Annotated in this window: 29 protein-coding genes and 1 pseudogene; 19 read left to right on the forward strand and 11 right to left on the reverse strand. The window is 37.8% G+C overall.

What is annotated here, in order from left to right; all coding sequences use genetic code 11:
- Window positions 1-44: 44 nt before the first annotated feature.
- From IGJ04_RS10735 to IGJ04_RS10745, 3 genes are all read right to left on the reverse strand, one after another.
- On the reverse strand, window positions 45-494 hold the full coding sequence (locus tag IGJ04_RS10735; RefSeq protein ID WP_438840202.1) for a YehR family lipoprotein: 450 nt from the start codon (window positions 492-494) through the stop codon (window positions 45-47).
- Window positions 495-632: 138 nt separating this feature from the next.
- Window positions 633-1,139, reverse strand: a complete 507-nt coding sequence (locus tag IGJ04_RS10740; RefSeq protein WP_010710809.1) for a phosphatidylglycerophosphatase A family protein — start codon at window positions 1,137-1,139, stop codon at window positions 633-635.
- A gap of 131 nt (window positions 1,140-1,270) precedes the next feature.
- Window positions 1,271-2,224, reverse strand: a complete 954-nt coding sequence (locus IGJ04_RS10745; RefSeq protein WP_002358635.1) for an L-lactate dehydrogenase — start codon at window positions 2,222-2,224, stop codon at window positions 1,271-1,273.
- Between the two features lie 167 nt (window positions 2,225-2,391).
- On the opposite strand from IGJ04_RS10745, the gene IGJ04_RS10750 reads away from it, so the two are divergent.
- Both IGJ04_RS10750 and IGJ04_RS10755 read left to right on the forward strand, forming a co-directional pair.
- The gene (locus IGJ04_RS10750) at window positions 2,392-2,754 is read left to right on the forward strand and encodes a DUF4809 family protein (protein ID WP_002363122.1); all 363 of its coding nucleotides are present in this window, start codon (window positions 2,392-2,394) and stop codon (window positions 2,752-2,754) included.
- Between the two features lie 15 nt (window positions 2,755-2,769).
- The gene (locus IGJ04_RS10755; RefSeq protein ID WP_010775571.1) at window positions 2,770-3,180 is read left to right on the forward strand and encodes a DUF4809 family protein; all 411 of its coding nucleotides are present in this window, start codon (window positions 2,770-2,772) and stop codon (window positions 3,178-3,180) included.
- 46 nt (window positions 3,181-3,226) lie between these two features.
- On the opposite strand, the gene IGJ04_RS10760 is transcribed toward IGJ04_RS10755, so the two are convergent.
- A complete protein-coding gene (locus IGJ04_RS10760) occupies window positions 3,227-4,054 on the reverse strand; it encodes a LysR family transcriptional regulator (protein ID WP_002355461.1) in 828 nt (275 codons plus the stop codon).
- Between the two features lie 141 nt (window positions 4,055-4,195).
- Here IGJ04_RS10760 and IGJ04_RS10765 point away from each other — a divergent pair, with 141 nt between their 5' ends.
- The gene (locus tag IGJ04_RS10765) at window positions 4,196-5,164 is read left to right on the forward strand and encodes a TDT family transporter (RefSeq protein ID WP_002355462.1); all 969 of its coding nucleotides are present in this window, start codon (window positions 4,196-4,198) and stop codon (window positions 5,162-5,164) included.
- A 22-nt stretch (window positions 5,165-5,186) separates the two neighbouring features.
- A complete protein-coding gene (locus IGJ04_RS10770; protein WP_438840203.1) occupies window positions 5,187-6,146 on the forward strand; it encodes an NAD-dependent epimerase/dehydratase family protein in 960 nt (319 codons plus the stop codon).
- Between the two features lie 151 nt (window positions 6,147-6,297).
- Here the strand turns inward: IGJ04_RS10770 and IGJ04_RS10775 are convergent, their stop codons facing one another.
- Window positions 6,298-6,648 (reverse strand): winged helix-turn-helix transcriptional regulator, encoded by a 351-nt coding sequence (locus IGJ04_RS10775; protein WP_002415976.1) that lies wholly within the window; start codon window positions 6,646-6,648, stop codon window positions 6,298-6,300.
- Between the two features lie 111 nt (window positions 6,649-6,759).
- Here IGJ04_RS10775 and IGJ04_RS10780 point away from each other — a divergent pair, with 111 nt between their 5' ends.
- A complete protein-coding gene (locus IGJ04_RS10780) occupies window positions 6,760-7,377 on the forward strand; it encodes a nitroreductase family protein (RefSeq protein ID WP_438840204.1) in 618 nt (205 codons plus the stop codon).
- A 187-nt stretch (window positions 7,378-7,564) separates the two neighbouring features.
- Window positions 7,565-8,578, forward strand: a complete 1,014-nt coding sequence (locus IGJ04_RS10785) for a lipoate--protein ligase (RefSeq protein ID WP_010715030.1) — start codon at window positions 7,565-7,567, stop codon at window positions 8,576-8,578.
- Window positions 8,579-8,648: 70 nt separating this feature from the next.
- Here IGJ04_RS10785 and IGJ04_RS10790 read toward each other — a convergent pair whose 3' ends face one another.
- Together IGJ04_RS10790 and IGJ04_RS10795 are read right to left on the reverse strand one after the other, a co-directional pair.
- On the reverse strand, window positions 8,649-9,503 hold the full coding sequence (locus tag IGJ04_RS10790; protein WP_002382951.1) for a M48 family metallopeptidase: 855 nt from the start codon (window positions 9,501-9,503) through the stop codon (window positions 8,649-8,651).
- A gap of 182 nt (window positions 9,504-9,685) precedes the next feature.
- The gene (locus tag IGJ04_RS10795; protein ID WP_104670625.1) at window positions 9,686-9,964 is read right to left on the reverse strand and encodes a hypothetical protein; all 279 of its coding nucleotides are present in this window, start codon (window positions 9,962-9,964) and stop codon (window positions 9,686-9,688) included.
- 291 nt (window positions 9,965-10,255) lie between these two features.
- Here IGJ04_RS10795 and IGJ04_RS10800 point away from each other — a divergent pair, with 291 nt between their 5' ends.
- From IGJ04_RS10800 to IGJ04_RS10835, 8 genes are all read left to right on the forward strand, one after another.
- Window positions 10,256-10,540 (forward strand): hypothetical protein, encoded by a 285-nt coding sequence (locus IGJ04_RS10800; protein WP_002382953.1) that lies wholly within the window; start codon window positions 10,256-10,258, stop codon window positions 10,538-10,540.
- Between the two features lie 4 nt (window positions 10,541-10,544).
- Window positions 10,545-11,480 (forward strand): LacI family DNA-binding transcriptional regulator, encoded by a 936-nt coding sequence (locus IGJ04_RS10805; RefSeq protein WP_002361227.1) that lies wholly within the window; start codon window positions 10,545-10,547, stop codon window positions 11,478-11,480.
- A gap of 171 nt (window positions 11,481-11,651) precedes the next feature.
- Window positions 11,652-12,248, forward strand: coding sequence for a nitroreductase family protein (locus IGJ04_RS10810; protein ID WP_002355475.1), 597 nt, complete (start codon window positions 11,652-11,654; stop codon window positions 12,246-12,248).
- Window positions 12,249-12,290: 42 nt separating this feature from the next.
- Entirely contained in the window at window positions 12,291-13,136 is an 846-nt protein-coding gene (locus IGJ04_RS10815) for a VOC family protein (protein WP_438840205.1), read from the forward strand.
- Window positions 13,137-13,265: 129 nt separating this feature from the next.
- Window positions 13,266-14,027, forward strand: a complete 762-nt coding sequence (locus IGJ04_RS10820) for a DeoR/GlpR family DNA-binding transcription regulator (RefSeq protein WP_033625567.1) — start codon at window positions 13,266-13,268, stop codon at window positions 14,025-14,027.
- Window positions 14,028-14,039: 12 nt separating this feature from the next.
- The gene (locus IGJ04_RS10825; protein ID WP_075578632.1) at window positions 14,040-15,440 is read left to right on the forward strand and encodes a M24 family metallopeptidase; all 1,401 of its coding nucleotides are present in this window, start codon (window positions 14,040-14,042) and stop codon (window positions 15,438-15,440) included.
- A gap of 86 nt (window positions 15,441-15,526) precedes the next feature.
- Complete coding sequence (locus IGJ04_RS10830; protein WP_438840206.1) at window positions 15,527-16,177, forward strand: uracil-DNA glycosylase; 651 nt, start codon at window positions 15,527-15,529, stop codon at window positions 16,175-16,177.
- 174 nt (window positions 16,178-16,351) lie between these two features.
- A complete protein-coding gene (locus tag IGJ04_RS10835; RefSeq protein ID WP_025193926.1) occupies window positions 16,352-17,692 on the forward strand; it encodes an MATE family efflux transporter in 1,341 nt (446 codons plus the stop codon).
- Window positions 17,693-17,716: 24 nt separating this feature from the next.
- Here the strand turns inward: IGJ04_RS10835 and IGJ04_RS10840 are convergent, their stop codons facing one another.
- Window positions 17,717-19,543, reverse strand: coding sequence for a M3 family oligoendopeptidase (locus IGJ04_RS10840; protein WP_161633949.1), 1,827 nt, complete (start codon window positions 19,541-19,543; stop codon window positions 17,717-17,719).
- 127 nt (window positions 19,544-19,670) lie between these two features.
- Here IGJ04_RS10840 and IGJ04_RS10845 point away from each other — a divergent pair, with 127 nt between their 5' ends.
- The 3 genes from IGJ04_RS10845 to IGJ04_RS10855 all read left to right on the forward strand — a co-directional run bounded on the left by IGJ04_RS10845 (window position 19,671) and on the right by IGJ04_RS10855 (window position 21,562).
- Window positions 19,671-20,180, forward strand: a complete 510-nt coding sequence (locus tag IGJ04_RS10845; RefSeq protein WP_002366143.1) for a VanZ family protein — start codon at window positions 19,671-19,673, stop codon at window positions 20,178-20,180.
- A gap of 130 nt (window positions 20,181-20,310) precedes the next feature.
- Window positions 20,311-21,039 (forward strand): YebC/PmpR family DNA-binding transcriptional regulator, encoded by a 729-nt coding sequence (locus IGJ04_RS10850; protein ID WP_010826373.1) that lies wholly within the window; start codon window positions 20,311-20,313, stop codon window positions 21,037-21,039.
- A 52-nt stretch (window positions 21,040-21,091) separates the two neighbouring features.
- Window positions 21,092-21,562 carry a C-GCAxxG-C-C family protein gene (locus IGJ04_RS10855; protein ID WP_002384891.1) on the forward strand — a complete coding sequence of 157 codons (471 nt, stop codon included), beginning with the start codon at window positions 21,092-21,094 and terminating at the stop codon, window positions 21,560-21,562.
- A gap of 75 nt (window positions 21,563-21,637) precedes the next feature.
- Here the strand turns inward: IGJ04_RS10855 and IGJ04_RS10860 are convergent, their stop codons facing one another.
- On the reverse strand, window positions 21,638-21,811 hold the full coding sequence (locus IGJ04_RS10860) for a hypothetical protein (RefSeq protein WP_002355495.1): 174 nt from the start codon (window positions 21,809-21,811) through the stop codon (window positions 21,638-21,640).
- Between the two features lie 112 nt (window positions 21,812-21,923).
- Window positions 21,924-22,897 (reverse strand): annotated as a pseudogene (locus IGJ04_RS10865) (ring-cleaving dioxygenase).
- Window positions 22,898-22,927: 30 nt separating this feature from the next.
- Here IGJ04_RS10865 and IGJ04_RS10870 point away from each other — a divergent pair.
- Entirely contained in the window at window positions 22,928-23,500 is a 573-nt protein-coding gene (locus IGJ04_RS10870) for an alpha/beta hydrolase (RefSeq protein ID WP_016618144.1), read from the forward strand.
- 65 nt (window positions 23,501-23,565) lie between these two features.
- Here the strand turns inward: IGJ04_RS10870 and IGJ04_RS10875 are convergent, their stop codons facing one another.
- Window positions 23,566-25,092: a UDP-N-acetylmuramoyl-L-alanyl-D-glutamate--L-lysine ligase gene (locus IGJ04_RS10875; protein WP_438840207.1), complete on the reverse strand. Its 1,527-nt coding sequence runs from the start codon at window positions 25,090-25,092 to the stop codon at window positions 23,566-23,568.
- A gap of 203 nt (window positions 25,093-25,295) precedes the next feature.
- On the opposite strand from IGJ04_RS10875, the gene IGJ04_RS10880 reads away from it, so the two are divergent.
- Window positions 25,296-26,945 carry a putative polysaccharide biosynthesis protein gene (locus tag IGJ04_RS10880; RefSeq protein WP_002364837.1) on the forward strand — a complete coding sequence of 550 codons (1,650 nt, stop codon included), beginning with the start codon at window positions 25,296-25,298 and terminating at the stop codon, window positions 26,943-26,945.
- Window positions 26,946-26,952: the final 7 nt, after the last annotated feature.

Genomic DNA, 26,952 nt, shown 5'->3' on the forward strand with positions numbered 1-26,952 from the left:
AAAGAAAGCGTGCAACAATGCCCATTGTCGCACGCTTTCTTTTATTATTTTTGTTCTGTATAGCCTTGTGACTCCACCAATTCTTGGCTTTTCTTCATGCTAATTCCCTTAGAAGAATCGCCATCAATCAGGATACCATCCACTTTTTTGGCTTTATCATAATCAAGTTTTTCATAATTAATCGTCAATTTTTCGATGGCTTGTTTGTCCTCATAGGTCAGTTTGTAATTAAGCCCTTTGATGTCCTCATATTGTTTAGAAACGGGTTCCAACGCTGTTTTTGCCTCTTCTTTTGTAATCCCCAATTTGTCATAAGAAACAATGTTTTTAGCCGTTTGCGTTAAGACTTTATCTCCTTGGTACGTATAGGTTAAGGTGGAATCAATCCCATCTTGTGGCGAACCTACAAAGGTTTTTGTCTCTATTTTTGAACCGCAACTTGCAAGAAAAAATACCCCAATAAAAATTAAAAATACGCGTAAAAACTTTTTCATTTCTAGATAACCTCCTTTAGCTGTTTATTCTTGACTGTAACATAACACGGCAAATAATTACTGTTAAGTAGAAAGCTTGTGAGAAGTCCAGCAAATAAAAAACTTGCCTCTTCTCATAAAAATGAAGAGGCAAGTTTTTTATTTAGTAATATCACTTAAATCTGGTTGTGAGTGAGCCAACCGACTGGCAGCCGCAGCCGCAATTGCGCCCACGATATCATCCAAGAATGTGTGGACATGTTCGCCATCATGCGCATTTAACTCTTTTAAAATGCCTGGTTTTACCTTGTCGATATACCCATAGTTCGTAAAACCGATAGATCCATAAACATTTACAATGGAGAGCGCCATAATTTCATCAATGCCATAAAGCCCTTCATCTTCCGTTAAAATTTCTTGTAACGGTGAGAGTAGCTTGTTTTCTTCTGCCAGAATATCCAGTTGGACACCTGTAATAATCGCGTTGTGTACTTCACGCTTTGTTAACACTGCATCAATACTTTCTAAACAAGTATCTAATGTTAAATTATCAATATAATCTTTTTGTAAAAATAACACAAGTTCAGCTAAATCATTCATTGTTACGCCACGTTCTTGCAATAAACGACGTGCGCTATTTTCTAACGTATCTCCTTGGATTACCATTTTTTGTCCTCCTAATTTCTGCTTTAGTTGAAGTTCTTCTTTCATGGTACCAAAAAGAACGATAAAGGGGAATTAGAATCTATTTTGGTAGAGAATAATTTAGTTGAAGTGTTATTTTTAGTTAAAAATTACTAAGCGTTCGGTTGTAACGATGCCATCACTTGTTTTAATTGTGTCACTGATTTTTGGAAGAGTTCTTTTTCAGCAGCATTTAGATTCAATTCAATAATGTCAGTCACACCTTGATTGCCAACGACTGCAGGAATCCCTGTAAATACATCTTGTTGCCCATATTGCCCATCTAAGTAAGCTGAGACAGGTAAAATAGCTTGTTCATTATTTAAAATGGCTTTAACAATGCGTGCAGTACTCATACCAATCCCATAATAGGTCGCTTGTTTGCGATCGATAATTTCATAAGCTGTATTTTTCACTTTATCAGAAATGATTGGTAAATCGTCACTAGTTAAGCGCTCTGTCGTATCCACAATTTCTAAAATAGGTTTTGTTCCAATCATGGTATGAGACCAGACAGCCACTTCAGAATCCCCGTGTTCGCCAATAATATAGCCGTGAACATTGCGTGGATCAATCGCTAAACGTTGAGACAGTTCTTTGCGGAAACGAGTTGTGTCCAAAGTTGTACCAGTTCCAATTACTCTTGAAACAGGTAAACCAGAAGCTTGCCAAGCCACATAAGTCAGTACATCGACAGGATTTGAGGCAATCACTAAAATTCCATCAAAACCAGATTTCATGATATTGTTAACAATTGTTTTCATAATTTCTGCATTGATTGAAACCAAATCTAGACGACTTTGCCCAGGTTTTTGATTAGCGCCAGCTGTAATCACGACGATATCGGCATCTTGGCAGTCTTGATAGTCGCCAGCCCAGACGTTTACATTTTCTTGACCCCAAGACACACCATCTAATAAGTCAATTGCTTCGCCTTCAGATTTGGCTTTGTCAATATCAACTAAGATTAATTCATTCGCAATCCCTTGGTTGATCATGGAATAGGCAATACTTGTGCCAACAAAACCAGTACCAATAATTGCGACTTTTTTGTTAAATACTTTCATCGTTCATCTCTTCTTTCTGTAATATTTCTTTCTTAGTGAATTATATCACGAACTTTTTAGGTGTGGTTATACCAATCTGTAATAGTCTTTATTAACAATTTAAATAAGGGAAGCCTGCTTTTTTTGTTATGATAAGAGTAGGAAAATAGAGGAGATAAGGAGGCAAAATGACAACGACAACAGTGTATTATGCAAGCAATAATGAAAAACAGCCGAACCGTTTTCAACTAGTTATCGGTAGCTGTAGCTATGAACTTCCAAAAATAGAAATCTACGAAATCCTGGAATGTGTCGCTTCAGCATATGGCTATCAAAAAGAACCATTCATTGAAGAACAAACAGAATGTTTTGTTAAAGGCAACCGTTGTATACATGTTTCCCAACAAGCGACGACGTTGACTTTTGTTGTGAATGATCTGCGTTTAGTAATGGAAAAACAATGCCGAAATCACGAAGAAGTCTTTCAAGAAGTCAATCATATTTTATTGAATATTTTTGAGGAGACCCCTTGTGTTTTTCTCGAAAAGTAGGAAAGAAGGATTAAGATGAAACAGGTGAAAATAACAACTACCTCAGACTTGATTAATGGCGGCTGCAATGCCTGTCCGAATGTGAAGTGTACGAATTATCTTGTTCATGTAGAAGATGAAACAATTGCGTTAGAAACACTAACCGTTGCAGATTTAGTAACTTTATTAGCACTCAAAGAAGGGTTTCGTCAAAAATTAGTTATGGAAATGTTCGAAGAATATACGGTGTTTGAAAGGGAAACTCATCAAGTTGTATTCAAGGAAGAGGAAACGAGAATTCTTTTTCAATCAAAAAAACAGACCATTCAAAGCACTCTTTTGTCTAAAGAGCCACAACAAGTGTTCCAAGAAACCCAGCAAATTTTACACCAACTATTTGAGTTAGAACCTTTTGAATTTGAATTGGTAGAGGAAACTGATAAATAAAAAACAGGAAAACGATTTAGCGAAAGCTAAGTCGTTCTCCTGTTTTTTAGGCTTGTCGTTCACGAATTTTTTCAACGATTCGGTTATAAACTTCAGAGAAGGAAGTATTGGCATGGTGATCGGTCTGGACAATGAAAATTTTTCGAGAAGCAAAGGACTGATCAATTGGTTGCCAAGGGATCTCATCGGAAATAGATAATCGAGAAACAATTGATTGCCCAATGTTATTTTTTAGCAATTGTAACAGGACTTCGTTGTTGTTTAATTCGATAATTGGTAAGTTGATGCTGTGTTCGTTGAGATAAAGCTCATTGAAAAAACGTAAGCCAGAGTTCTTTTCTCTTAAGAGCCAAAATTTTGAAGCGGCATCTCCTGCTAGAACTAGTTGATCTTCATAAACAATTTCTTTGTGTAGATTTTTGGTTTCAATGGGTTTTTCAATTAGTCCAATGTGGGCATGATTATTTTGAACCATATCCACGACTTCGTTTGAATTCATCAGTTGAATCGAAAAGTTGATGAGTGGAAAAGCGGTAACCAAACTCTCCATAATATCTGGCAATAAATAAATAGCAACTGTATTTGAAGAGGCTATAATGCAGTCTTCTTTAAAATTCTCTTTTTCTGCAGCTTGCGCAAAAGAAGTAGTTAAGCTTTCAATAATCGAGAGCATTTTTGGATATAAAAAATCAGCTTCTTTGGTAGGAATAACCGATTGTTTTCCATTACGATAGAACAGCTTGATCGAAAAGTGTTGCTCTAATTTCTTGATTTGCAAAGAAACAGTTGGCTGAGAAATATACAATTGTTTGGCCGCCGCACTAAAATTTTTGGTTTCATACACAGCAATAAATGTTTTGATCCATTCGAACATAAAATCGCCTCTTTCTATTTACTATCTTAATAGTTGGTATTGAAAATATTTATTTTACAAATATAAATATTTCATTTAGTATAATAACATACTTTTGATTAATATCAATAATAATAAATAAAGACGGAGTGTGACTACATAATGGTAGAAAGTGCGAAAAAATTCTTGCGGAAAGTCCCGATTCCCATTTGTGGACTAATTTTAGGGATGGTTTCTTTGGGGAATTTACTTTATTCCTTGGGATATGCAACAATTGGGACCATTTATTGTGTACTTGGCAGTCTCTTAATGATTTTAGTTATTTTAAAAATTATTTTTACAATGAAACATGCATTAAGCACCTTAGATGATCCAATTATTGCTTCGGTATCACCAACATTTACAATGGCTTTAATGGTTATCTGTGTTTTCTTAGATCGGATATTTACCAATGCTGCTTGGATTAATGTGTTGTGGATTGGCGCAGTGATTTTACATTTTATTTTAATGATTTATTTTGTAGCGGTGCATATTTTTCCAACAAAAATCGAATTGGAACACATTTATCCAAGCTGGTTTATTACGTTTGTCGGCATTGGCGTTATTCCTAATACTTCTCAATTGTTTATCAATGAGTTGGGAAAAATTGTTTTTTGGGTAGCGTTGTTCTTTTATTTACTCTTGTTACCAATTTTAATCAAGAGAATTACGAAGTCGAAAGAAATGCCTGAATCGACCATTCCTTTATTGACGATTATGACAGCGCCAGGTTCGTTATGTTTAGCTGGCTATATTTCAATGGGTGGTCATTTGTATATGCCATTAGTTGTTTTCTTGCTAATTTTATCTCAATGTATTTATGGGATTGTAGTAGTGAATCTATATAAAATTATGCAAGTGACATTCTATCCAAGTTATGCTGCCTTTACATTCCCATTAGTGATTTCTGCGACAGCGTTAGTCAAAGTTAAACCTTTATTTGCAGAAAAGGTAGGTCTAACGAGTCTGTTAAATATTTTGTCTACTTTTGAACTGTTATTAGCTGTGGCTATTGTAAGTTATGTGTTCATTCGATATTGCATTTTTTTATTCCAAAGAGAAAATAACACGAAAAAAGTGGAATTAAATTAAAAAAAAGAGAGGAAGCAAAGAGGTGAAGAAACTATTAATTACTGGAGGAGCTGGCTTTATTGGTTCTAATTTGGCTAATTTTTATAGTCAACAGTATCAAGTTTTTGTGATTGATGATTTGTCCATGGGGCGAGTGTCAAATTTGCAACAAACTGAGCAGTTGGTTTTTATTAAAGGAAGTGTGACGGATCAGCAATTATTGGACGAAGTACTTTCAAAGCATTCGTTTGAGTATATCTTTCATCTTGCGGCCGTGGCAAGCGTGGCAAGTTCTGTGGCACAGCCTCTAGAGACACATGAGGTCAATTTTTTAAGTGTATTGAAAATATTGGAATCAATAAAAAAATATCAAAAAGAGCTCAAACGTTTTGTTTTTGCTTCGTCGGCAGCCGTTTACGGTGCAGAGCCAACGTTGCCTAAAAGAGAAACTTCGATGATTTGCCCTTTGAGTCCCTATGCTATTGATAAGTTTGCTGCTGAACGTTATGTTCTCAATGAATACCATTTACATGGGGTACCCACGAGTGCAGTTCGCTTCTTTAACGTCTATGGTCCCAATCAAAATCCTGCTTCACCCTATTCTGGTGTCCTGTCCATTTTGATGGATCGTTATATCCAATTAGAGCAAGGGCAAGCGAGCCAATTTCAAATATTTGGAGATGGTCAGCAAACACGTGACTTTATCTACATTGATGATGTCCTAACTGCATTAGATTTAGTAGCAACCAAAAGTGAAGCGTTGGGACACGTTTATAATGTGGGTACCGAAGTTGCCATTTCCCTTAATCAATTAATTGAAGAAATGAACCAATTAGTGGGACTTTCTTTGCCAGTTTCTTATCAAAAGGAACGAGATGGCGATATAAAATATTCTCTTTCAGATAGTTCTGCTTTGAAAGGCTTAGGTTTTTCGCCCTTTTATTCAATTCAAGAAGGACTTCTAAAATATCTTAAGTTTACCCATAATACCCAAAATAGATAAAAAAGAGCCTGGGACAAAAATCACTTTGGATTTTTGTCCCAGGCTTAAAAATTGATAAACGGCGGGAACAGAAGCAACTCCTTCGGAAATAAGCCGAAATTCTCCAAAAATTATAGAACAATTTTCGGAAATTCCTTCTTATTTCTCGGAGTTAAACACTTCTGTCCCGACCTCTTTTTTGTGCAAATGTTTCGCCCCAATGGCAAAGTGAAGAGAGGGCATCGTAAAGAGCATATCCTTCCGAAGTGAGCGTATATTCCACACGCGGGGGCAGTTCGTTAAAGGATTCTCGATGGACTAGGCCATCTTTTTCCATTTCTCTCAAGCGATCTGTCAGGACGCGTTGAGTGATTCCGTCGAGCGCACGCATCAATTCACCGTTGCGCTTGGTTCCTTGGAATAATTCATCCATTAATGATAATTTCCATTTGCCGTTAATGGTGGAAAGGGCTAAGTTGATACTGGTTTGTTTATCAGTTGTCATAGTTTCTCCTTGTGACACGTAATGGTTACTTTTTTCTTCCTAGGTGAATAAAAAGTGCGTACTTTTTTTCTCCATCATAGTGAGTAATAATAACTATGTCAAGTAAGGTAAGAGGAAGGAAGAAGAAATATGATGTATCAAGATGTTGTTCGCAGCCGCCGCTCAGTTCGGGATTTTATGCCAGATGTTGAGATTCCTAAAGAGGAATTAATGGCCATAATTGAGGAAGCGATGTTCGCGCCAAATAGTACCAATTTAAATTCATGGCGTTTTTTTATTGTCACAGAAAAAGAACAAAAAGAGGCCCTTTACGAAGTTTCGATGCAACAACCAGCAGTTAAAGGGGCATCGGCGGTGATTATTTTATTAGGTGATTTGACTGCTTATACAGTGGCCAATGCAGATGAAATCAGTGCTAAAGCTGTCGCACAAGGAACGATGACGGAAGAAATTCGTCAAGGAATTAATGAAAATGTTTCTTGGTACTATGATGTTAGCGAAGAACAAAAAAGAGAGTGGCTAATGTTAGACCAAGGCTTAGTTGCGATGCAGCTGATGCTTTCTGCAAAAGATCGAGGCTATGATACTGTGGCGATGTCTGGTTTTGAAACAGAAGCTGTTCGCAAGTTATTTAATATTGAGGATCATTTAGTGAACGGACTGATTATTCCGATTGGCAAAGCTCAAACACCCGGCTTTGAAACAGTCCGACGAGATGTTTCAGAAGTAGTAACTTGGTTAGACTAAAAAGCTAAACAGTTCTGTAATTGCTGTTTATTAGATTTTGAGCGTGGAACAAACATCCAAAGTGATTGTTGTCCCACGTTCGTTTTTTTGTTGATCATCCGCTTTTGAGAATGGCCAGAGAAGACGTTTAGTGAACCAATTTTGAAAGAAAGTGATACACTAGAAGAAAAAGAAGTGGGGCGACCTTATGCGTTATGTCATAATGCAGTCACGAGATATTCGTGAAAATTTAGCAACGGAAGATTATCTATTAAACACTCTCTCTTTTGAAGAGCCCTTAGTGTTGTTCTATATTCAGGAACCCTGTGTTATTTTAGGCCGAAATCAAAATGCTTATGAAGAAATTGACTTAGCTTATGCTAGAGAGAAGGGAATCGTTATTACTCGCCGTTTATCGGGCGGTGGTGCTGTTTATGATGATCTTGGGAATGTCAGCTTTAGTTTTGTTGTTCAGGAAGGACATCAAGCTTTTGGGGATTTTAAAGCGTTCACTAAACCAATTATTGAAGCATTACATAAAATGGGCGCAACGGGGGCCGAGATTAGCGGTCGCAATGATTTATTAATTGATGGGAAAAAATTTTCTGGCAATGCCATGTATACAAAAAAGGGGAAGATGTATACTCATGGTACCTTGATGTATGATGTTGATTTGGCAGAAGTTCAACGTGTTTTAACTGTTTCTAAGAAAAAAATTGAATCAAAAGGGACAAAATCTGTTCGGGGACGCGTAACCAATTTACGGCCGTACTTAGACGAAAAATATCAACAATTAACCATTGAGGAATTTCGCAATCGTTTACTGATGGAGCTCTTTGATGTCGAATCTCTAACTGAAGTTGCGGAGAAAGAATATGTCCTAACCAAAGCAGATCAACAGGAAATTAGGAAATTGGTCGCTGAAGTGTATGGCAATGAAGCTTGGATTTTTGGTGAAGCGCCTAAATTTACGATCAAAAAAGAAGAAAAGTTTAAAGGCGGCATCGTGGATGCACGTTTGACTGTTGAAAAAGGTAAAATAATTGAGTTAACGATTTATGGTGATTACTTTGCCAAAAAAGAAACAGCGGAAATCGTTGCAGCTTTATTAGGTGTGGACTATCAGTATTCATCAATTTGGCAAGCATTAGCAGCGTTTAACTTTGAAGACTACTTTGTAAATATCACCAAAGAAGAATTTGTTCATTTATTGGTGGATTAATAAACGTGCTGGGACAAAAGTTAAAGAATCTTTTGTCCCAGCACGTTTATTTAATGATGGTTGGCTCTTGCTAGAAAAATTTCCCATGAACGTCCCAATTGCCAGTATCTTTGGCTTTTTTCAATGTTTGCATTCGACGAAAGCCAACAGGATGATCGGATAAGAAGTTACTCAATTTAAGCCAGATGGTATCATCATGTAAATCAATACTGTGAAAGTATTCTTCTAAATCCACACGACTGCCCATGTATTTTCCTGAAAATAAATAAATCATGCTTAAAGCACCTTCTTCGGCGTAGTATAAACCTGCGCGATCAGCGGTATATTCTTGCGTTCTTGTAAAACTTTTATCTAACGCAACTGGTTTCAAAATAATGGATAACATTAGCCGCCATAAATTAGTGTGTCCACATTTATGGTGTCCTAGCTCGTGTGCCAAAATAAAGCGAATCAGCGAAAAATCGCCTGTATTGTACGCGATATCCAACAAATCACTGTGAATGACAACATAGCGTCTGTGTAAAGAGCATTTTGCCGCAAAAGCGTTTAAGACACCATTCCCGTTGATTAAATAAAGACGTGGCATCCTTAATTTTTTAGTGCCAAAGCCCATTTCTTTTGCTAAATCAATATACAAGGAATAAATTTCTGGTAATTGATTTTCTGTAATTTCCACTCCGTTAGAAGCAGTGTCCATGTACATATAACGAATGGTAAAAAAAGCAATGACTGGCGCAATTGGTGCAATTAAGACAATTAATAACCAGTCAGGAATCGGCAAATCACTCAATATTAATAAGGCAACTAACCCCAATGCGAAAAACAATAAAACAAAACCAATGATAATCATTGGTACTTCAAAACGATAACGTAACTTAGCAACAGAAATTTCTTTCTTTTTTTCCTGCGGTTGACACATAAACATTCCTCCCCAAACATTTCCCAAACACTTTTTCAAATAAAATGACTTACCTGTTACTTCTAATATACCATTGGTTAATCGATAATGACAATGGTGGGAACTTGAATAAAGGTAATTATATCAAGTGATTAATGAAAGGGACTCGTTGTACGCAGGGAATTGGTCTATCTTGATTAAATAAAATTTTAATAATCTAACTGTTTTAGACGTAATAAAGTAGTTTCTGGAGTTAATTTTTTAATAACATATAAACGCAAAATTGCATGTTCAATTTTTTGTTCTTCTGGCGATAGCGCCGAATTTATATAGGATAACTTCTCGATTAAATAGGTTAAAAATGAGCCAGCACCTTGGCTACCCACTAAAAAGCCCATTTCTTCCGTTTCGGTTAATTGTTGTTTTTTTAAGTGGTAAATTTCTTGTGCAAGTGCCCCCGAGGCTGAGACAAAAGTGTTTAGCTCCAAGAAATAAGAAGAAATTTTTGAAAGTTGCTTTTTGACTTTCGAGGAATTTCAGCTTATTTCCGAAGGAGTTACTTTTGTTCAGCTGATTATCTTAAAAGTTATAAAAGAGTTTGCTTGTTCAAATTTGTTAGTAAGTCGCTTTTTGTTGCTACTGTAACAGTTTCCATTGCACTCATCCTTTGCTTTTATATGATACATCTAGTATAACATGGTCTCACTTTTTTTTATTTTTCCTCTTGCTCTGGTACGCGTTTCATAAGGTAAGCTAGGTGTATCAAAATATTGGAGGGCATGAAAATGAATGTTATAGTGGAGATAAGCGATAGACTTGGTATGGATTACTATTTTGTCTCGGTGACTACGACGGCCAAAAGTCTGCAGTTAGATAGTCCCAAAAAATACTATAAGATTTGGCATCAAGAAATTCCGTACCATCAGATAACGGAGTGGCACTTGACACAGCAGGAGGATATTCAGGAAATTTCTTTTGCTTGGCAGGAGACCTTTTATCGTTTTGTTGATTACGGGACAGGGATTGTGCCTTATTTAACTCAATTTTGTAAAGTAATGAGGTGAAAGTATGACAACAATTCGAGAAATTGCGCGCCTTTCAGGATCTTCAGTTACGACTGTTTCGCGTGTGATTAATCATCATCCGTATGTTTCTGAAGAAAAACGACTGAAAATCCAAGCAATTATCGATGAGTTGGGCTATAAGCCCAATATATTAGCGAGAAATCTTAGCTTTGGGAAAAGTAATACATTAGGTGTCATGGTTCCTTATACGAATCAACCTTATTTTGATGCTATTTTAAGTGGGATTATCCACCAAGCATTTCAACAAGGGATGATGGTCAGTTTATTACCAACGGATTATGATAAAGAAGTTGAAAAAAGTTACTTGGAAAAAATGGCCACGGGTGCGTTTGATGGCATGATTGTTTTGTCAAAGGCAAATCCTTTAAGTGTGTTTGCTCCGTATAAAGAGCAAGTTGTTTTTTGTGAAAAAATAGAAGACCCTAGTTATGCTAGTATCTATATCGATCGTTTAACCGTTTATCGGCGGGTCTTCCAAGCGTTGAAACAACAAGGATGTAGTGAAGTGGCAATTACGATTAACCGTGCACCAGAAAAAAGTACAAGCGCACGCTATTTAGTTGACGCATATCAGGAAATTTATGGAGCGATTCCTGAAAATCGGTTATTTAAGGACTGTTTAACCTATGAAGATGGGTGTGAAGTAGGACGTCACTGTGGGCAAGATCCAACGCTCCAAGCGGTTGTGACCAACGGTGATGAAATTGCCGCAGGGATTCAAGCCGTTATTGAAAGACCACTCTTTTTAGTGGGACAGGAACAAACTTTATTAAGTGAAATTTTAAATTTTTCAACAATCTGTCATCCATTAATGGAATTAGGGGAAAAAGCCACACATTTATTTCAAGAAAAACGGCCGAAAACGATTCAATTGACTTCTACATTTATTAATCGACAACCAGATTTTTCTTTTTCTTAGAAAAAAGCTGGTTGTTTTTTTCTTTGGTAGAATAAGGTTTTTCGCTAAAAAATAAAAAAACTTACAAAAAGTAAGACAAAAAGCTTTACTTACTTTTAGTAAGGTAGTATAGTAAGCATGTAAACAAAATTAAATGAATTTACTGAGGAAATTCGAAAGGATGAACATATTATGTCAAAATTTACTGAAATGATGAAAAACCGTCGTTCAATCTATGCTTTAGGAGAAAACTTACCAATTTCAAAAGAAGAAGTAACGGCTTTAGTAAAAGAAGTTGTTAGAGAAAGTCCAACAGCTTTTAACTCTCAAACACAACGCGTTGTGTTCTTATTCGGCGATGCTCACAAAAAATTATGGGCAATGACTGAAGATGCCTTAAAACCATTAACTCCAGCAGAAGCATTTCCAAACACACAAGCTAAATTACAAGGTTTTGCAGCTGGTGCGGGCACAATTTTATTCTTTGAAGATACAGATATCGTGAAAAACTTACAAGATAGCTTCCCATTATATGCGGATAACTTTCCTGTTTGGTCTGAACAAGCAACTGGTTTAACACAAGCGAACGTTTGGACTGCCTTAGCGCAAGAAAATATTGGCGCAAACTTACAACACTACAACCCAGTCATTGACGAAGCGGTTGCTGCAGAATGGTCAATTCCTGCAAACTGGAATTTGCGTGCACAAATGGTCATTGGTTCCATTGAAGCGCCAGCTGGCGAAAAAGAATACATGGAAGATAGTGCTCGTTTTAAAGAATTCAACTAAATCATTGCTTTAGTAAAACGAAGAGGAAAGGAGTGAAAGCAAATGGTTCAAGCATTACCAAGTAATATTGGGATTCAACAAGTCACTTTGAAAGTGGCTGATTTAGATAAAATGGTAAACTTTTATACGAAAACAATTGGCTTAAAACTTTTAAAACAAGGAGAGGGACGTGCTTGGCTAGCGCCACAAGGCACCAACGATGCAATTCTTGTCTTAAAAGAACTAACAGCTGGGGAAGAAAATCAGGGTACCACTGGCTTGTACCATATTGCTTTCCTGCTACCAACCCGCAAAGATTTAGGCAATATGTTGCTGTGGCTTTTGCAGGAAAATGTGCAAATTTGCGCAGCAGATCATGGCTATAGTGAAGCCCTTTACTTAAGTGATCCAGAAAATAATGGCATCGAAATTTATTGGGATAAACCAGAAGAAGTCTGGGATATTCGTCCAAATGGTGAAATTATCGGTGTGACAGAAGAATTAGACGGTGATAGTTTAGCTGCAGAAGCTGACGGTCACTGGCTAGGAATTTCCGAAGGTTCTAAAATTGGGCACATTCATTTGAAAGTGGCCGATTTAGATACCACTGAAACGTTCTATAAAAATTTAGGGTTTGGCTTAAAGTCTAACTTTGGTCAACAAGCGAAGTTTTTTGCAGCGGGTCAGTACCATCATCATATTGGGACAAATACATGGAGCGGCAAACAGCTGCCAACGATTCAAGAAAATCAATTTGGCTTAGAAAATTACACCTTCCGTTTACCAACTGCGGCAGATTTAGAGATCGTCCAAGCCAATGCGGAAGAAGCAAAGTTACATTTTATTGCCAAAGATCATTTACTTGCGTTAGAAGATCCTAGCGGCATGATTATTCAATTTACCTATTAAAGCCACTCTCAAACTAGCCCTTCGTTAGAAAATGAAGGACTAGTTTTTTTGCCTTTTTTTGCATTATTTTGCATTCGTTTGCAAAATAATGCAAAAGGTGCTATCTTTACTTAGAAGAGGTGAGGAAGCATGTTGATTGAAGAACGTTTAGCCAAGATTCAAAAAATAGTGAATGAACAAAAAAGTATTTCCATGGAAGCGTTAGCGGAGCAAGTCTCCGTTTCAAAAGATACTATTCGGCGAGATTTAATTCGTTTAGAAAAGGAAGGACATTTAAAGAGAACGCACGGTGGCGCTATCTCAGTGCAGTCTGAAGCAACTATTTATGATTATGCTCAACGAATAATGAAGCACCCAGAGAAAAAACAAGCGATTGCCCAAAAAGTTTGGGCAGATATTCCCAAACAAGCGTCCATTTTTTTTGATTCATCAACCACGGTGGAAGCAGCTATTCGAGCGATGGAAAATAGTCCGATTCACGCGATCACGAACTCTCTCAGTCATGCGCTACTTCTAGCGCAAATGGATCAGACAAAAATTACAGTATTACCTGGGCAACTGCATAAACAACAACTCTTTTTGTTTGGGGCAGAAACAGTCGCTAAGGTTGGGGAATTTGCCCCCGACTATACATTATTAGGTGTGTTTGCGTTATCTGAACAAGGATTATTTATTCACACAGAAGAAGAAGGTCAAGTCAAACGGCGAATGATTCAACAAGGCAAACAAGTCATTGCCTTAGCAGACCAAACGAAATTAAACAAAACGGGTTTATTTAAAATTTGCGAATTAACAGAAATTGATTGTTTAGTGACAGATACACGACCTGATGAAAAATTTTGCGAGCAGTTAGCGCAAGCAGGCGTAACGTTGATTGTCGCAGATGAATAATGGAGGATAATAATGAAGCGAAAAATTAATTATACACATATTGCTGAACCTACTGTTTTTGAGAATGTTTTTCCAACGTATTTGACGAATGAAACGATGATGGCGCGCAAGCAGAAAGTATTACAACGAATGGAAACAGAAAAATTCGATCAATTGGTCTTCTATGCAGACAAAGAGCATGGCAGTAATTTTGAATACTTAACTGGCTTTATTCCGAGGTTTGAAGAAGGACTCCTTGTGTTAAATAAGGATGGTATGGCGACACTTATTTTAGGTAATGAAAATTTAAAACTGTGCCAACATGCCCGCATCTCAGCCGATTTAATTCATTATCCAGCTTTTTCGCTACCTAATCAACCAATGGCTGGAGAACAAAAGTTGGCGCAGATTTTTGAAACGCTTCTCGATGAAACTGCTCAAAAAATAGGTATCGTTGGGTGGAAAATGTTTACGACACAACAGCAAGAACCTGCTACGATGTTTGATGTGCCACATTTTATTGTCGAAGCACTGAAAAAAGCGCTGCCGAAAGAAGCTCGTTTACTAAATGGGACCCACTTATTGATTGGAGCAAAGGGGGCCCGCACAACAAATAATGCTAACGAATTGGCGCACTATGAATATGGGGCGAATTTGGCTTCTCGCAGTATGTTAAAGGCCTTAAATGCAATTGAAATAGGACAGCGTGAAACGGACATTGGGGCTTTGTTAAATGATGAAGGTCAAACGCCGACGGTAGTAACCATTGCGGCAACTGGTCAACGTTTTGAATATGCAAACATGTATCCGACTGCCAAAGAAATTCAGTTAGGTGATGCCTTATCATTAACTACAGGCTACAAAGGCGGCTTGTCTAGCCGAACAGGTTTTGTTATTGAAAACGAGCAGCAATTGCCAGAAGCGCAACGTGATTATTTAGAACGCGTAGCAAAACCCTATTTTCAAGCTGTCGTTCACTGGCTTGAAACCATTCGAATCGGACTGTTAGGGCGAGAAATGTACCAAGCGATTGAAGAACAGTTACCAAAAGAAATCTATCACTGGCATTTGAATCCTGGGCATTTAGTTTCGGATGATGAATGGATGTCGTCGCCTATTTATCCAGATTCAGCCATTCGCTTGGAAAGTGGCATGCTCTTTCAAGTGGATATTATTCCTTCTGTACCTGGTTATACAGGGGTGAGTGCAGAAGAATGTGTGGCTTTGGCTGATGAAACACTGCAAAAAGAGATTCAGCAAACTTATCCAGACATGTGGCAACGGATTACGACACGCAAAGCCTATTTAAAGGAGACATTAAAGATTGACTTACCAACGGAGGTTTTACCAATGTCTAATTTAGTTGGTTACTTACGGCCTTTTTATTTAGCTAAAGACAAAGCTTTGTGTGTAGAAAAACCAGCTCCTAAATGAGTAGGCTCCTTTTTTGAGTTTCTTTTGGGCCTTATTTATAATCAATATAGCGAAGGAAGAACACCAGAAGAGAGGCGTGATGGTAAATGCACTATCCTGAACATCTGAAAAAAGCAGTTTTAGCTAAAGCAAAAGACTTACCATTAGAAGGTTTTGTGGAAGGGCAAGGTCCGCAACAGCCAAAAGTGATGTTGATTGGGGAAGCCCCTGGAAAAGAAGAAATTAAAGAAAACGTACCATTTATAGGGCGTTCAGGTCAATTGTTGATGGAACAATTACAACAAGTTGGCTTAAGTCGTGAAACGGTGTATATCACCAGTGCGGTTAGGAGTCGGCCTTTTTCTGTAAAAACGAAGCAGATTGCAAAAACGGGAGAAAGAGTAACCAAGTTTCCTAATCGAACGCCCACCAAAGAAGAAATCAAAATTTTTGCGCCTTTGCTTGATTGGGAAATCGCTGTTTGCCAACCTGAACTAATTTTGACACTGGGGAATATTGGGTTGCAACGACTTTTAGGACCAAAGCCAACAATCACTGCAGTGCACGGAACGGTCATTCAGTCGCCCATTCAAACATTTGATGAGCAATCACAAAACTATTATTGGACGCAGAAAACCTATCAAATCATTCCACTCTTCCATCCAGCGGCTGTCTTTTATAATTATCGTTTAAAAGAAGTCGTGAAAGAAGATTGGCAAGTGGTTCAAAAACAACTGCAACTGCTTAAGAAAGTTTAAAATGAGAAAAATAGAAGGATGGTTGTTTTTTCGAAGAGAGAATGCTACCCTAGAAGTATCAATAAATAGACAGATTATTTAATCGCTGGGTTGAATAATTGAAGGATTCTGATTTTTGCGTAAGCCTTGAAGCAAAAAGAATGAGTCCTTTTTTTGTTAGAAGGAGATTTGGGTATGGAGCAAACACAGCAAAACCATTTTACTGCGTTGTTTTATAAAAATGTTCTGTTAGGAATTTTAAGTATGGCGGCGCAATCAATTTTTATTTTGGCGGACACATTTTTCATTGCAAATGGGATCGGCACCGAGGCGTTGGCGGGGCTTAACATTGTCTTACCACTCGTTAATATTATTAATGGATTAGGTTGGATGTTTGGCGTTGGCGGCGCTACGTTGTTTTCGACAACGGTTGCGCAAAAAGAAATCAAAAAAGCCAATCAGTATTTTAGTTTAACGATTGGGTTAGTTTTCGTTATAGGGAGTCTCTTTACTTTAGTGAGCTTGATTTTTTCCGATCAAATTATTCGGGGACTTCAGGGGACCGGTGTCTTGTTTGGTTTGGCAAAGGAATATTATATGATTTACCTTAGCTGTTCATTATTATTTATTTTAAACAATTGCCTGATTACTTTTTTAAGAAATGACCATAATCCTCGTTTGGCAACGATTGCTTTTGTCAGTGGGGGAATTGTCAATATTATTTTGGACTATGTCTTTATTTATCAATTTGGGTGGGGCATGGCAGGTGCGGCCATTGCAACGGTGATGTCACCGTTAACAAGCTTAATCCTGATTACGTTGCATAAGTGGTCGCCGCAACGAGTTTTACGTTTTGAAAAGTTTAAAGTGAAATTTCAGGATGTTCGAGAAATTATGTCGATTGGTTTTTCTTCCTTTTTAAATGAATTTTCTTCGGCCTTTGTCATGTTTTTATTTAATATTGTTTTGTTAAACTTAGTTGGTCATGTGGCGATTTCAGCTTATGCAATTGTTGCCAATCTCAATATTATTGTGATTGCCATTTTTACAGGGATTGGGCAAGGGGCGCAACCATTACTCAGCCGATACTATGGTTTAGGGGAAACGAAGGTGTTGCGTAAATTTGTTAAACTTAGCTTTATTACGTACTTGGTTGCCGGCTTCCTGTTTTTTTTAATCAGTCAAGTGTTTACGGGACAAATTATTGAGGTCTTTAATAGCGAAGGGAACGACCAGTTGGCGCAAATTGCTAGGACAGCCATCCGCTTATATGCGATTTCCTTCTTGTTTACAGGATTGAATTTTATGGGGATTTATTACTTTTCGGCAGTTCGTAAACCGAAAATGGCGCTAATGATTTCCTCTTTGCGTGGGTTCTTTTTAATTGTGCCAGTTTTATTTATTTTGGTGAAATTACTAGGATTAACCGGTGTTTGGTTAGCCATGCCTGTGGTTGAATTTGTTACGTTTGGACTAATGCTTGTGGGCTACCTTGCGTATCGAAACTATTTGAAAAAAAGAGAAACAGTAACCTGATGTTGGTTACTGCTTCTTTTTTGCTTAGTTTACATAGTTTTCAGTTAAAGTCATGAATTGTTCCACATCTTTTAGGACTTGATCAATGCCGGCTTGCCAGAAATCAGGTTTTGTTAAGTCAACATTTAAATGTTTTTTCGCTAATTCTTCGCTTGTCATCGAAGCAGTGTCTCTTAATAACGCAATGTATTGGTCTTCAAAAGAGCTGCCTTGTTGATTGGCATACGCATAGATACCCATGCTGAATAGATAGCCAAAAGTATATGGGAAATTATAGAAAGGCACATCATCAATAAAGAAGTGCAATTTGCTCGCCCAGAAATGAGGATGATAACTGCCAAGACTATCTTTGTAGCTTTCTTTTTGCGCCGCTAACATTAATTCAGTAATATCTTCTTCCGCTACTAAACCTTTTTGGCGCGCTTGATAAAAATTATTTTCAAAGATAAAACGTGCATGAATGTTCATAAACATGGCAATGGCATTTTGCATTTTTGTGTCTAAAAGGTTAATCTTTTCAACGTCTGATTTGGCCTCTTTTAAGGTAGCGTCAGCAACAATCAATTCTGCAAAGGTACTAGCTGTTTCTGCTACGTTCATGGCATACTCTCGATTCAATGAAGGTAAATCCCACATCACGCTACTATGGAAAGCGTGACCTAATTCATGGGCTAAAGTAGCTACTTCGTTGATTGAATTGCCAAAGGTCATGAAAATCCGCGACTCTTGTGTTTCAGGTAATTCTGTACAATAACCCCCAGGACGTTTGCCTGGACGATCTTCAGCTTCAATCCAACTTTTTTCAAAAGCCATTTGGGCAAAATCGGCCATTTTCGGACTGAATTTACGGAAATTTTCTAAAATAAAGGCAGCGGCTTGATCAAAGGAATACGTTTTTTCTTCTAAATCACCTAAAATAATTGGCGCATCTTGGTCTTGCCAATCCATTTTTTCTTTGCCGAATAATTGCGCTTTGCGCGTTAGAAAGTCGACGAATGGTTGTTTATTTTTTTGGATGGTTTCCCACATAACCGTTAATGTTTCTTGACTCATTCGATTATAGTTTAAGGGATTTTCTAAATAATCTGTAGTGCCATGCAATTTGTAATCAGATAAACGGAACCCATCTAAGTGATTTAGGGTGTCTGCTAAAATTGAAGCTTTGCTACTCCAAGCTTTCTCCCAGGCTGTAAACAAACGTTGACGAACCTCTTTGTCAGGATCTCCCATCATGCGGTTAAAGGCTTGGCCTGCAGATAGTTCTGTCACAGAGCCATCTTTTTCTTCAAAAGGAATCACGATGGAAGCAACAATCGTATCGTAATGTGTACTCCAAGCATTTAACCCATCTAGAGAAAGCGTATTGATGATATTTTCTTCTTGTTCGGAAAGCAGTTTTTTTCCATCACGGCGTAATTCATTTAAGCGAAAAGCCATTGTTTTAAACGGTTCTTCGGCTAACAGGGCTTGCCAATGTTCTGCTGAAATCTTGGTGATTTTTTTAGTAAAAATGGTTTCAGCTAATTGAATCGCTGGCAATAGATTGTATAAATCGCCTGATAAAATTTTGGCCTTGGTATCATTAGTATTAGCAGAAATTAAAGCAGTTAAAAAACTATTACATTGTGAAAAGCCATTTGAGATTTTCCCTTGTAACGTTAAGATTTCAGCAAATTGTTCTTTGCCTTGGGCACTTTCTGGTGTCCATTCTGTGATTAATTGATGGTACTCTTTTGTTTGTTCGGTTAATTGAGTCATTCGTTGGCTAAGTTCTTTGGACTCGCTCCCATTGGGGAAAATACTGTCTAAATCCCATGTAATAGAATAGGTCATATCCAATCCTTCTTTCATTTTTTTCTTTTCAGTATATCATAAGACCTAAGAGAAGTTGTTTCTTTTTCCCTCGAAACCGACTATAATAAAAAAGAATTTTCCGTGGCAGGCACGGGGCAACTTGAAACCAAGAAAAGAGGATTATATGAAAAATTATTTGAAAGATAGTAATTTATATTTAGTCATTGCGTTTGTTATTATGGCCATTTTATTTTTCAGTTCATCACAGACGTATGAACAGCAATCACAAGTTGGTCTTTTAGATAAACTTCTGAGCAGTCATCCTTTTGAAGAACAATTAAAAAATATTTCTTTTCAATATGCTGGCAGTGAAGTGAGCATTCAAGCTAGTGGTTATAGTAAATTTGTTGAATTTTTTATTCGTAAGGGAGCCCATTTTGGTACGTATTTTCTATTAGGTGGTAGTTGGTTTATTGGATTAGTACCAAGAATCAAAGGTCTGTTTTTAACAGCTGTTGTTTCCTGGCTAGCTGCTACTGGCTATGCAGGTTTAGATGAATTTCATCAAATGATCACAGGCGGAAGGACCCCTCTTTTTCAAGATGTTATGTTGGATGCCATGGGTGCTTTGACAGCCATCGTTATTTGTTTGGTGGTTCATGGTTTGAAGAAAAATAAAAAAAGAAGACGCTAATTTAGAAGAGCTTCGTTTATTCGTCAGAACGGTGGGTAAGCGAGGGTCTTTTTTTGGTAGCGCTTGTTCCTAACTGAAAAGAAGAGTAGAATATAGGAGAATAGTAACGAAAAGTCAGGAGGAATCAAGGATGTCAGGACACAGCAAATGGAGCAACATTCAAGGGCGTAAAAATGCACAAGATGCCAAACGTGGGAAAATTTTCCAAAAAGTTTCAAGGGAAATCTATATGGCGGCAAAAGCAGGTGGCCCTGACCCCACAATGAATCCTGCTTTACGTTTAGCAGTCGATAAAGCTAAGTCAGCCAATATGCCCAATGATAATATTGCGCGCGCCATAAAAAAAGCCAGTAGTGCTGGTGAAGGGGAACATTATGACGAGGTAACTTATGAAGGATACGGGCCAGGTGGCGTGGCAATTTTAGTTCATGCACTAACAGATAACCGCAACCGAACGGCCACCAATGTTCGCGTCGCGTTTACTCGAAATGGTGGCTCTTTAGGTGAAACGGGTTCGGTGAATTATATGTTTGATCGTAAAGGCTATATTGTCATTAAGAGAGAAGATCATGCAATTGAGGAAGACGACATGCTAGAAGTCGTTTTGGAAGCAGGCGGCGAGGATTTAGAAACATCACCAGAAGTATTTGAAATTTACACAGCACCAGAAGATTTTACAGCGGTTCGCGATGCTTTAGAACAAGCAGGTTATTCATTAGCACAAGCTGAATTAACAATGGTTCCGCAAACCTTACTAACCTTGAACGATGAACAAAAAGCGCAATTAGAGCGTTTGGTTGACAAGTTAGAAGACGATGATGATGTGTCAGAAGTATTTACCTCTGCAGAAAATCTATAAAATAAAGGGATGCTTGGCGTCCTTTTATTCATAAAATGAAATCGGATACAGAATGGAGGGCATTTTGAAAAAGAGAATTTGTTTACAAGCAATCAGGGAAGAAGCGGAAGCCTATTATCGTAACGGTGATTTTTATTGCTCGGAAGCGATTGTGGCGACCATTCGGCAACACTTCGATGCGGAGATTCCCATTGAAGCTGTGGCCATGGCTTCTGGGTTTCCTGTAGGTGTTGGAGGAGCGAAGTGTATTTGTGGTGCTCTTTCAGGCGGGGTTATGTGTCTGGGCTACTTTTTTGGTCGGACAGAAGCCAAAGGAGAACAAGTAAATAAAACGATGGCTTTAGCCAACGAATTGCATCAAAGTTTTCGACAAAAGCATCGAGTGGTTTGCTGCAGTATTTTGACAAGTAAAATGACGATGGGCTCACCTGAGCATATGGAACAATGCATTGGCTTTACTGGGGAAATCGCTGAAACAACCGCAAAAATTATTGCACGAGAACTTGCTTACGAATTAGTCTAGTAAAAAATGAGAGAGGAGCAACCAGATTCAGGTGAATGAATCTGGTTGCTCCTCTCTCATTTAATGCGTAATCAATTAACCAAGTACTTTTTCATAAGCTTCCACTTGAGATAAGACACGTTGGAGCTGTAATTCATTTTCAATATAGTTGATTGAATTACCTAAATCTTCTTGGCGGTTTGTTTCTAAACGATCGACTTCTTTTTTTGCTTCGTTCAATAAGTGTAGAACTTCTTCCTTAGATAACATGTACTCACCTCCTTGCGCAGTTCATCTACTATTAGTGTACTCCTTTTTTTCAAAAAAGGGCAATAATAGGATATTAAAAAACAAAAATAGCGGTCCTAACCGCTATTTTTGTTTACTCATGGCGTTGTTGTGCTAAAATCGCTTCGATTCGTTCTCTTTGATCTGCCAAAAAGTGAGGCAAATAAAGGGGGATTTCATCAAAGTTTGAGCTTTGATTTTCATAGGCTTCGGCATCTAGCAGGCCTTTTTGTGTGGCTACTTCAAATAACAAGTGGTTCGGTTCTCTAAAATACAATGATTTGAAAAATTCGCGGTCTTTAACTCCTGAGTTTGTAAAATTCTTTTCCTCTAACAGGCTATCAACTTGCGTTAATTCTTGCGTATCTTCCACCCCAAAGGCGACGTGATGAACGCCACCAATTCCTTCAATGGCAAGCGGATTGGTACGGTCATCAATGATGTGCACCTCTTGATAAAACTGTGGATGATGATTTTCCAGAACGGTTACTTCATGCGCAGTTTCAAAAAAAGGTACTGTTTCTTTTTCATGCCAATGTAAATAATCCACTAAAGGTTGTTTGGTAGCTGCGGCATATTGGACGCGTAATTGAATTGCATCAATGCCTAAAATTGCATGTTCTACTGGAATTTCAGAATGCTCAGCTGGAAAATAATCTTCCGCATTTTCAAATTCACGTAACGGAACAAGCGCCATTTGTGTATTATCGGGCGCTTCAAAACGCAAAATTGGGTGTTGGTTAAATTTTCCACACCATAGTGGCAGATACCCGCTTGCTCAAGACGTTCTGCCCAAAAATCCAAAGAGGCGCGCGTTGGTACTTTTAAAATAGTTCGTTCAATTGTATTTGTCCCAAAGGATTGATCTTGGCCATCATTCAATTCAAAAAAAGTTAATTCGGTACCTGTTCGTTGCTCATTATCTGAGAAAAACAAGTGATACATGGTGTGGTCATCTTGGTTGATCGTTTTCATTAGTAATTTTAATCCCAGTGTATTATGATAGAAGTCAAATGTAGGCTTTATCAATCGATTTAAAATAGAGATGTGATGAATTTGTGCATACATAGTAAAATTCCTTTCTTGGAGGTTTATTAAATGAAACAATTTTTTCAAAAAGGGTCGAAACCTAATCAATTAGTTGTCGCTTTCCATGGTACTGGTGGCAATGAATATCAATTATTAACGACCATCGCAACCCTTTATCCAGAAGCGAGTATTCTAAGTTACTTAGGGACAGAAGGTGTAGGCGAACAGCGACGCTTTTTTGCGCCATTAGTCAATGGAGCATTACCTCGTGCTAACTTTGATGAGCGAGTGACTGCGTTTCTAGAAGAAGTTTGGCAACCGCAAAAGTTATACGATGAAGTTATTTTTATAGGGTACTCTAACGGTGCCAATTTTATTTTAGGCCTGTTAGAAAAGAACCCGACTATTGCTAACACTGTTATTTTACTGCATCCAAGCAATTTAGGCTATCAATATGTATCTGGTGAGTTTGCGACAAAAGTGATTGTCACAACAGGGGCTCAGGATGAGTTGAGTATTCCGGGACAAGTTCTTTCTTTAGCTAATCAATTAAAGAAACATTTTCCAGTCGACTTTTTACTAGTGGATGGCGGTCATGGGTTATCGGAAGAAGAAGTAACGAAATTAAAAGAAGTTCTTTAAAAAACAAGCTGCAACCTTTGCTGATAAGTGGTTGCAGCTTGTTTTTTCATGTGTGTTTAAATGATTTAGTTCTTTTTATTAATGAAAGCTTCCGCAAGGGCAAAGTCTCCTGCGTAAGGTTCATCTACGCCGTTTACTTTTTGATAAAGGTCGGCGCCTTTACCAGCTAAGACAATCGCATCATCAGCCGTTGTGCTTAAAGATAATGCGTGAGCAATTGCTTCGCCACGATCTAAAATGGTGTAAACAGGCATTTCTTTGGTAATATGGGCTTGAATTTCTTGGCAAATTTTTGCTGGATCTTCACTGGCTGGGTCATCGGTTGTTAGGACTGCAACATCAGCCAATTCAGAAAGAACCGTACCAAAGTCTTTGCGGCGAGAAATCGCTTTGTCTCCCGTGCTACCGACAAGAACAATTAAGCGGCCGTCAGGATGTTCTTCACGGACAAAGGTTAAAAGATTCTTCAAACTGTCATAGTTATGAGCGTAATCAACATAGACGGTTGCACCATTGGTATTCGTTAAAGATTCCATCCGGCCAGGGACGGTGGTTGCTGCGATCCCTTGTTGACACTCTTCTTTTGAAGCTCCCACAAGGACACTAGCAATCGCCGCACTTAACGCATTACCTTTGTTAAAATCACCACCTAAACGAAGGTGATAAAAGCCGGCCAATCCTAACGCATCTGCAGGACTTTCAACGATAAAACGTAAGGAATCCTCTGAAGAAACAGCGAATGAATAGTCAACTTCTGAAGCTGGCTGACTGCCATAGACAATGGCAGGGACTTTTTGCTGTTGTGCAGTTTCTTTAAGTAATGGAAAATAATCAGCTTCGTGATTCAACACAATGACTTTAGAATGTGTAATCAATTGACGTTTGCAATAAAAGTAATCGTCAAAGGTTGGATGTTCAATTGGACTGATATGGTCGGGGGTAATGTTTAAAAAAATGCCGACATCAAAAAACAGCTTGTAGACACGATTAGTTTTGTAGGCTTGGGAAGAAACTTCCATAATAAAATGAGTCATCCCGTTAGCAACAGCGGTTGCCATCATTCGATACAAGTCCAAAGATTCGGGTGTAGTCAATGCAGATTTAAAGAATGTTTTGCCATCTAATGTCGAATTCATGGTAGAAAGCAAGGCTGTTTTTTGTTGTGTAGCAACATCTAAAATATATTTGGTGAAATAAGCCGCTGTTGTTTTACCTTTGGTTCCAGTAAAGCCAATCAGTTTTAATTTATTTTGTGGATAATCATAAAAAGCCATGCTTAACACAGCCATTGCTTTTTTAATGTCAGTCACGATAATTCCTAGTTGCGCCGGAACCTCATAAGGCACCTCAGAAACATAGATTTCTAGGCCGTCTTTTACAGCATTTTCTAAATAGATTTCTTTAAAGTTTAATCCTTTACAAAAAAAGAGTGTTTCTGCTGTTACGTCTCTCGAATCGTAAGAAAGAGCCGTTACTTCTCGTTGACCTAACGTGTCGGAAAGGGTCAAGTGCCAGCCTTCTGGTGAAATAAATTCTTTTAATAAATCTTCTTTTTCTAAGCAATCGCGAATTGCGAATAATGAAATCGTCACTTTTTTTGCCTCCAAACGTTTCAACGAAATTTCAAAACTGATGTCATTATAGCATTATTTTTCTTTTAAAAAAACCATCTCGTTAGCGTGAGAAAATCCATGAGAAATGTTAAAATAGGATAATTCTTCGAGAAAGTCGTTGCATATCCCAAGATGAACAATTAAAATAAAGAAAGCATACTCAAAGAATATTGGAGGACAAAATGATCAATCAACCAAATTCAGTTGATCAACCAATCCTGACGAACCAAGAAAAAATGGTCAAAGGCTCAGCTTGGATGACAGCTAGTAATATTATCTCCCGCATGTTAGGGGCGATTTACATCATCCCCTGGTACGCTTGGATGGGCGAGCACGGAAACGAAGCGAACAGTTTGTTTTCAATGGGGTATACGATTTATGCCTTATTCCTAATGATCTCTACCGCCGGAATTCCAGGTGCGATTGCCAAGCAGACCTCGCATTATAATTCATTGAACGAATATAAAATTAGTCGACAGCTTTTTTATCGTGCCTTACAACTAATGGGTGGCTTAGGTGTGGTTTTTGCTATTGTGATGTATTTGGCATCTCCGGCATTAGCAGCTTTGTCTGGCGGAGGACCTGAATTAGTTCCAACGATGCGTTCATTAAGTTTAGCCGTTTTAGTTTTCCCAAGCATGAGTGTCATTCGCGGTTATTTCCAAGGAAATCAAGAAATGATGCCCTTTGCTTTATCACAAATTGTTGAACAAGTAGCACGAGTTTTTTACATGTTATTAACTGCTTTTATTATCATGAAAGTCTTTGAAGGTAATTACGTTACAGCGGTGACCCAAGCCACTTTTGCGGCATTTATTGGGATGCTCGCAAGTTTTGCGGTTTTAGGTTATTACATGTACAAACAAAAACCATTATTTGATTATTTAGAAGAACACAGCGCCAATGAACATGAAATTGCTCCAAAAGAGTTATTGATTGAAACTTTTAAAGAGGCGATTCCTTTTATCGTAGTTGGCTCAGGGGTAACGGTCTTTAAACTTGTCGATCAGTTTACTTTCTCAAACTTTATGCGTTTGTTTACGGATTATTCAGATACCCAATTACGAGAGCTTTTCGGTATTTTTAATGCCAATCCGGACAAATTAACCATGATTGTCGTGGCTTTAGCAACTTCGATTTCGGCTACTGGATTACCGTTGATTACAGAAGCGGTCACCTTAAAAAATCACCGTGAGTTAGCGCGTTTGATTAGTAATAATTTACAACTTTTTGTGTTTGTAATGTTGCCAGCAACGTTTGGTATGATTGTTTTAGCGCAACCACTATACACTGTTTTTTACATGCCAGATGCTTTAGGCACTTCTTTATTAGTGCAAGCTTGTTATGCTAGTTTATTCTTGGGCTTGTATATGTTAGTGTCAAATATGTTAATGGGGATGTATGAAAATCGTGACGCAATGCGTTATTTAGGAATTGGTTTAGCAGTGAAATTAATCGTGCAATTCCCCGCAATCCGTTTATTTGAAGTTTACGGTCCGTTATTAGCAACGATGATTGGCTTTACGGTTTCTTGCGTATTGATTCTAAGAAGAATTCGTCAAGTGACACGTTTTAATTACAAATTAACCTTACGGCGAACATTGTTAATGTTCTGTATTACAGTCATCATGATGATTATCGCTTTGATTTTCCGTCAGTTCTTGTATCTATTTTTAGATCCAACTAGACGTTTCCAAGCTTTCATTATCGTTGTAATTGTGGCTGCTGCAGGAGGCGCTTTTTATGGCTATTCGGTCTTGAAGATTCGCTTAGCTGATCGTTTATTAGGGAAAAATGCCGCAAAATTACGTGCAAAATTCAATATTAAATAATAGCTGA

Source organism: Enterococcus sp. AZ050, assembly GCF_051715085.1.
In the GTDB taxonomy this organism is placed as follows: Bacteria; Bacillota; Bacilli; order Lactobacillales; family Enterococcaceae; genus Enterococcus; species Enterococcus faecalis.

Excerpts from the sequence above, each read along its gene's own strand:
- IGJ04_RS10785 (WP_010715030.1), top strand. The coding sequence starts at position 7,565 with ATGCGTTATGTCATAATGCAGTCACGAGATATTCGTGAAAATTTAGCA.
- IGJ04_RS10845 (WP_002366143.1), top strand. The coding sequence starts at position 19,671 with ATGAAAAATTATTTGAAAGATAGTAATTTATATTTAGTCATTGCGTTT.
- IGJ04_RS10870 (WP_016618144.1), top strand. The coding sequence starts at position 22,928 with ATGAAACAATTTTTTCAAAAAGGGTCGAAACCTAATCAATTAGTTGTC.
- IGJ04_RS10855 (WP_002384891.1), top strand. The coding sequence starts at position 21,092 with ATGGAGGGCATTTTGAAAAAGAGAATTTGTTTACAAGCAATCAGGGAA.
- IGJ04_RS10815 (WP_438840205.1), top strand. The coding sequence starts at position 12,291 with ATGGTTCAAGCATTACCAAGTAATATTGGGATTCAACAAGTCACTTTG.
- IGJ04_RS10800 (WP_002382953.1), top strand. The coding sequence starts at position 10,256 with ATGAAAATGAATGTTATAGTGGAGATAAGCGATAGACTTGGTATGGAT.
- IGJ04_RS10780 (WP_438840204.1), top strand. The coding sequence starts at position 6,760 with ATGATGTATCAAGATGTTGTTCGCAGCCGCCGCTCAGTTCGGGATTTT.
- IGJ04_RS10740 (WP_010710809.1), bottom strand. The coding sequence starts at position 1,139 with ATGGTAATCCAAGGAGATACGTTAGAAAATAGCGCACGTCGTTTATTG.
- IGJ04_RS10810 (WP_002355475.1), top strand. The coding sequence starts at position 11,652 with ATGTCAAAATTTACTGAAATGATGAAAAACCGTCGTTCAATCTATGCT.
- IGJ04_RS10835 (WP_025193926.1), top strand. The coding sequence starts at position 16,352 with ATGGAGCAAACACAGCAAAACCATTTTACTGCGTTGTTTTATAAAAAT.
- IGJ04_RS10805 (WP_002361227.1), top strand. The coding sequence starts at position 10,545 with ATGACAACAATTCGAGAAATTGCGCGCCTTTCAGGATCTTCAGTTACG.
- IGJ04_RS10850 (WP_010826373.1), top strand. The coding sequence starts at position 20,311 with ATGTCAGGACACAGCAAATGGAGCAACATTCAAGGGCGTAAAAATGCA.
- IGJ04_RS10840 (WP_161633949.1), bottom strand. The coding sequence starts at position 19,543 with ATGAAAGAAGGATTGGATATGACCTATTCTATTACATGGGATTTAGAC.
- IGJ04_RS10790 (WP_002382951.1), bottom strand. The coding sequence starts at position 9,503 with ATGTTTATGTGTCAACCGCAGGAAAAAAAGAAAGAAATTTCTGTTGCT.
- IGJ04_RS10735 (WP_438840202.1), bottom strand. The coding sequence starts at position 494 with ATGAAAAAGTTTTTACGCGTATTTTTAATTTTTATTGGGGTATTTTTT.
- IGJ04_RS10750 (WP_002363122.1), top strand. The coding sequence starts at position 2,392 with ATGACAACGACAACAGTGTATTATGCAAGCAATAATGAAAAACAGCCG.
- IGJ04_RS10820 (WP_033625567.1), top strand. The coding sequence starts at position 13,266 with ATGTTGATTGAAGAACGTTTAGCCAAGATTCAAAAAATAGTGAATGAA.
- IGJ04_RS10825 (WP_075578632.1), top strand. The coding sequence starts at position 14,040 with ATGAAGCGAAAAATTAATTATACACATATTGCTGAACCTACTGTTTTT.
- IGJ04_RS10765 (WP_002355462.1), top strand. The coding sequence starts at position 4,196 with ATGGTAGAAAGTGCGAAAAAATTCTTGCGGAAAGTCCCGATTCCCATT.
- IGJ04_RS10860 (WP_002355495.1), bottom strand. The coding sequence starts at position 21,811 with ATGTTATCTAAGGAAGAAGTTCTACACTTATTGAACGAAGCAAAAAAA.
- IGJ04_RS10880 (WP_002364837.1), top strand. The coding sequence starts at position 25,296 with ATGATCAATCAACCAAATTCAGTTGATCAACCAATCCTGACGAACCAA.
- IGJ04_RS10830 (WP_438840206.1), top strand. The coding sequence starts at position 15,527 with ATGCACTATCCTGAACATCTGAAAAAAGCAGTTTTAGCTAAAGCAAAA.
- IGJ04_RS10745 (WP_002358635.1), bottom strand. The coding sequence starts at position 2,224 with ATGAAAGTATTTAACAAAAAAGTCGCAATTATTGGTACTGGTTTTGTT.
- IGJ04_RS10760 (WP_002355461.1), bottom strand. The coding sequence starts at position 4,054 with ATGTTCGAATGGATCAAAACATTTATTGCTGTGTATGAAACCAAAAAT.
- IGJ04_RS10755 (WP_010775571.1), top strand. The coding sequence starts at position 2,770 with ATGAAACAGGTGAAAATAACAACTACCTCAGACTTGATTAATGGCGGC.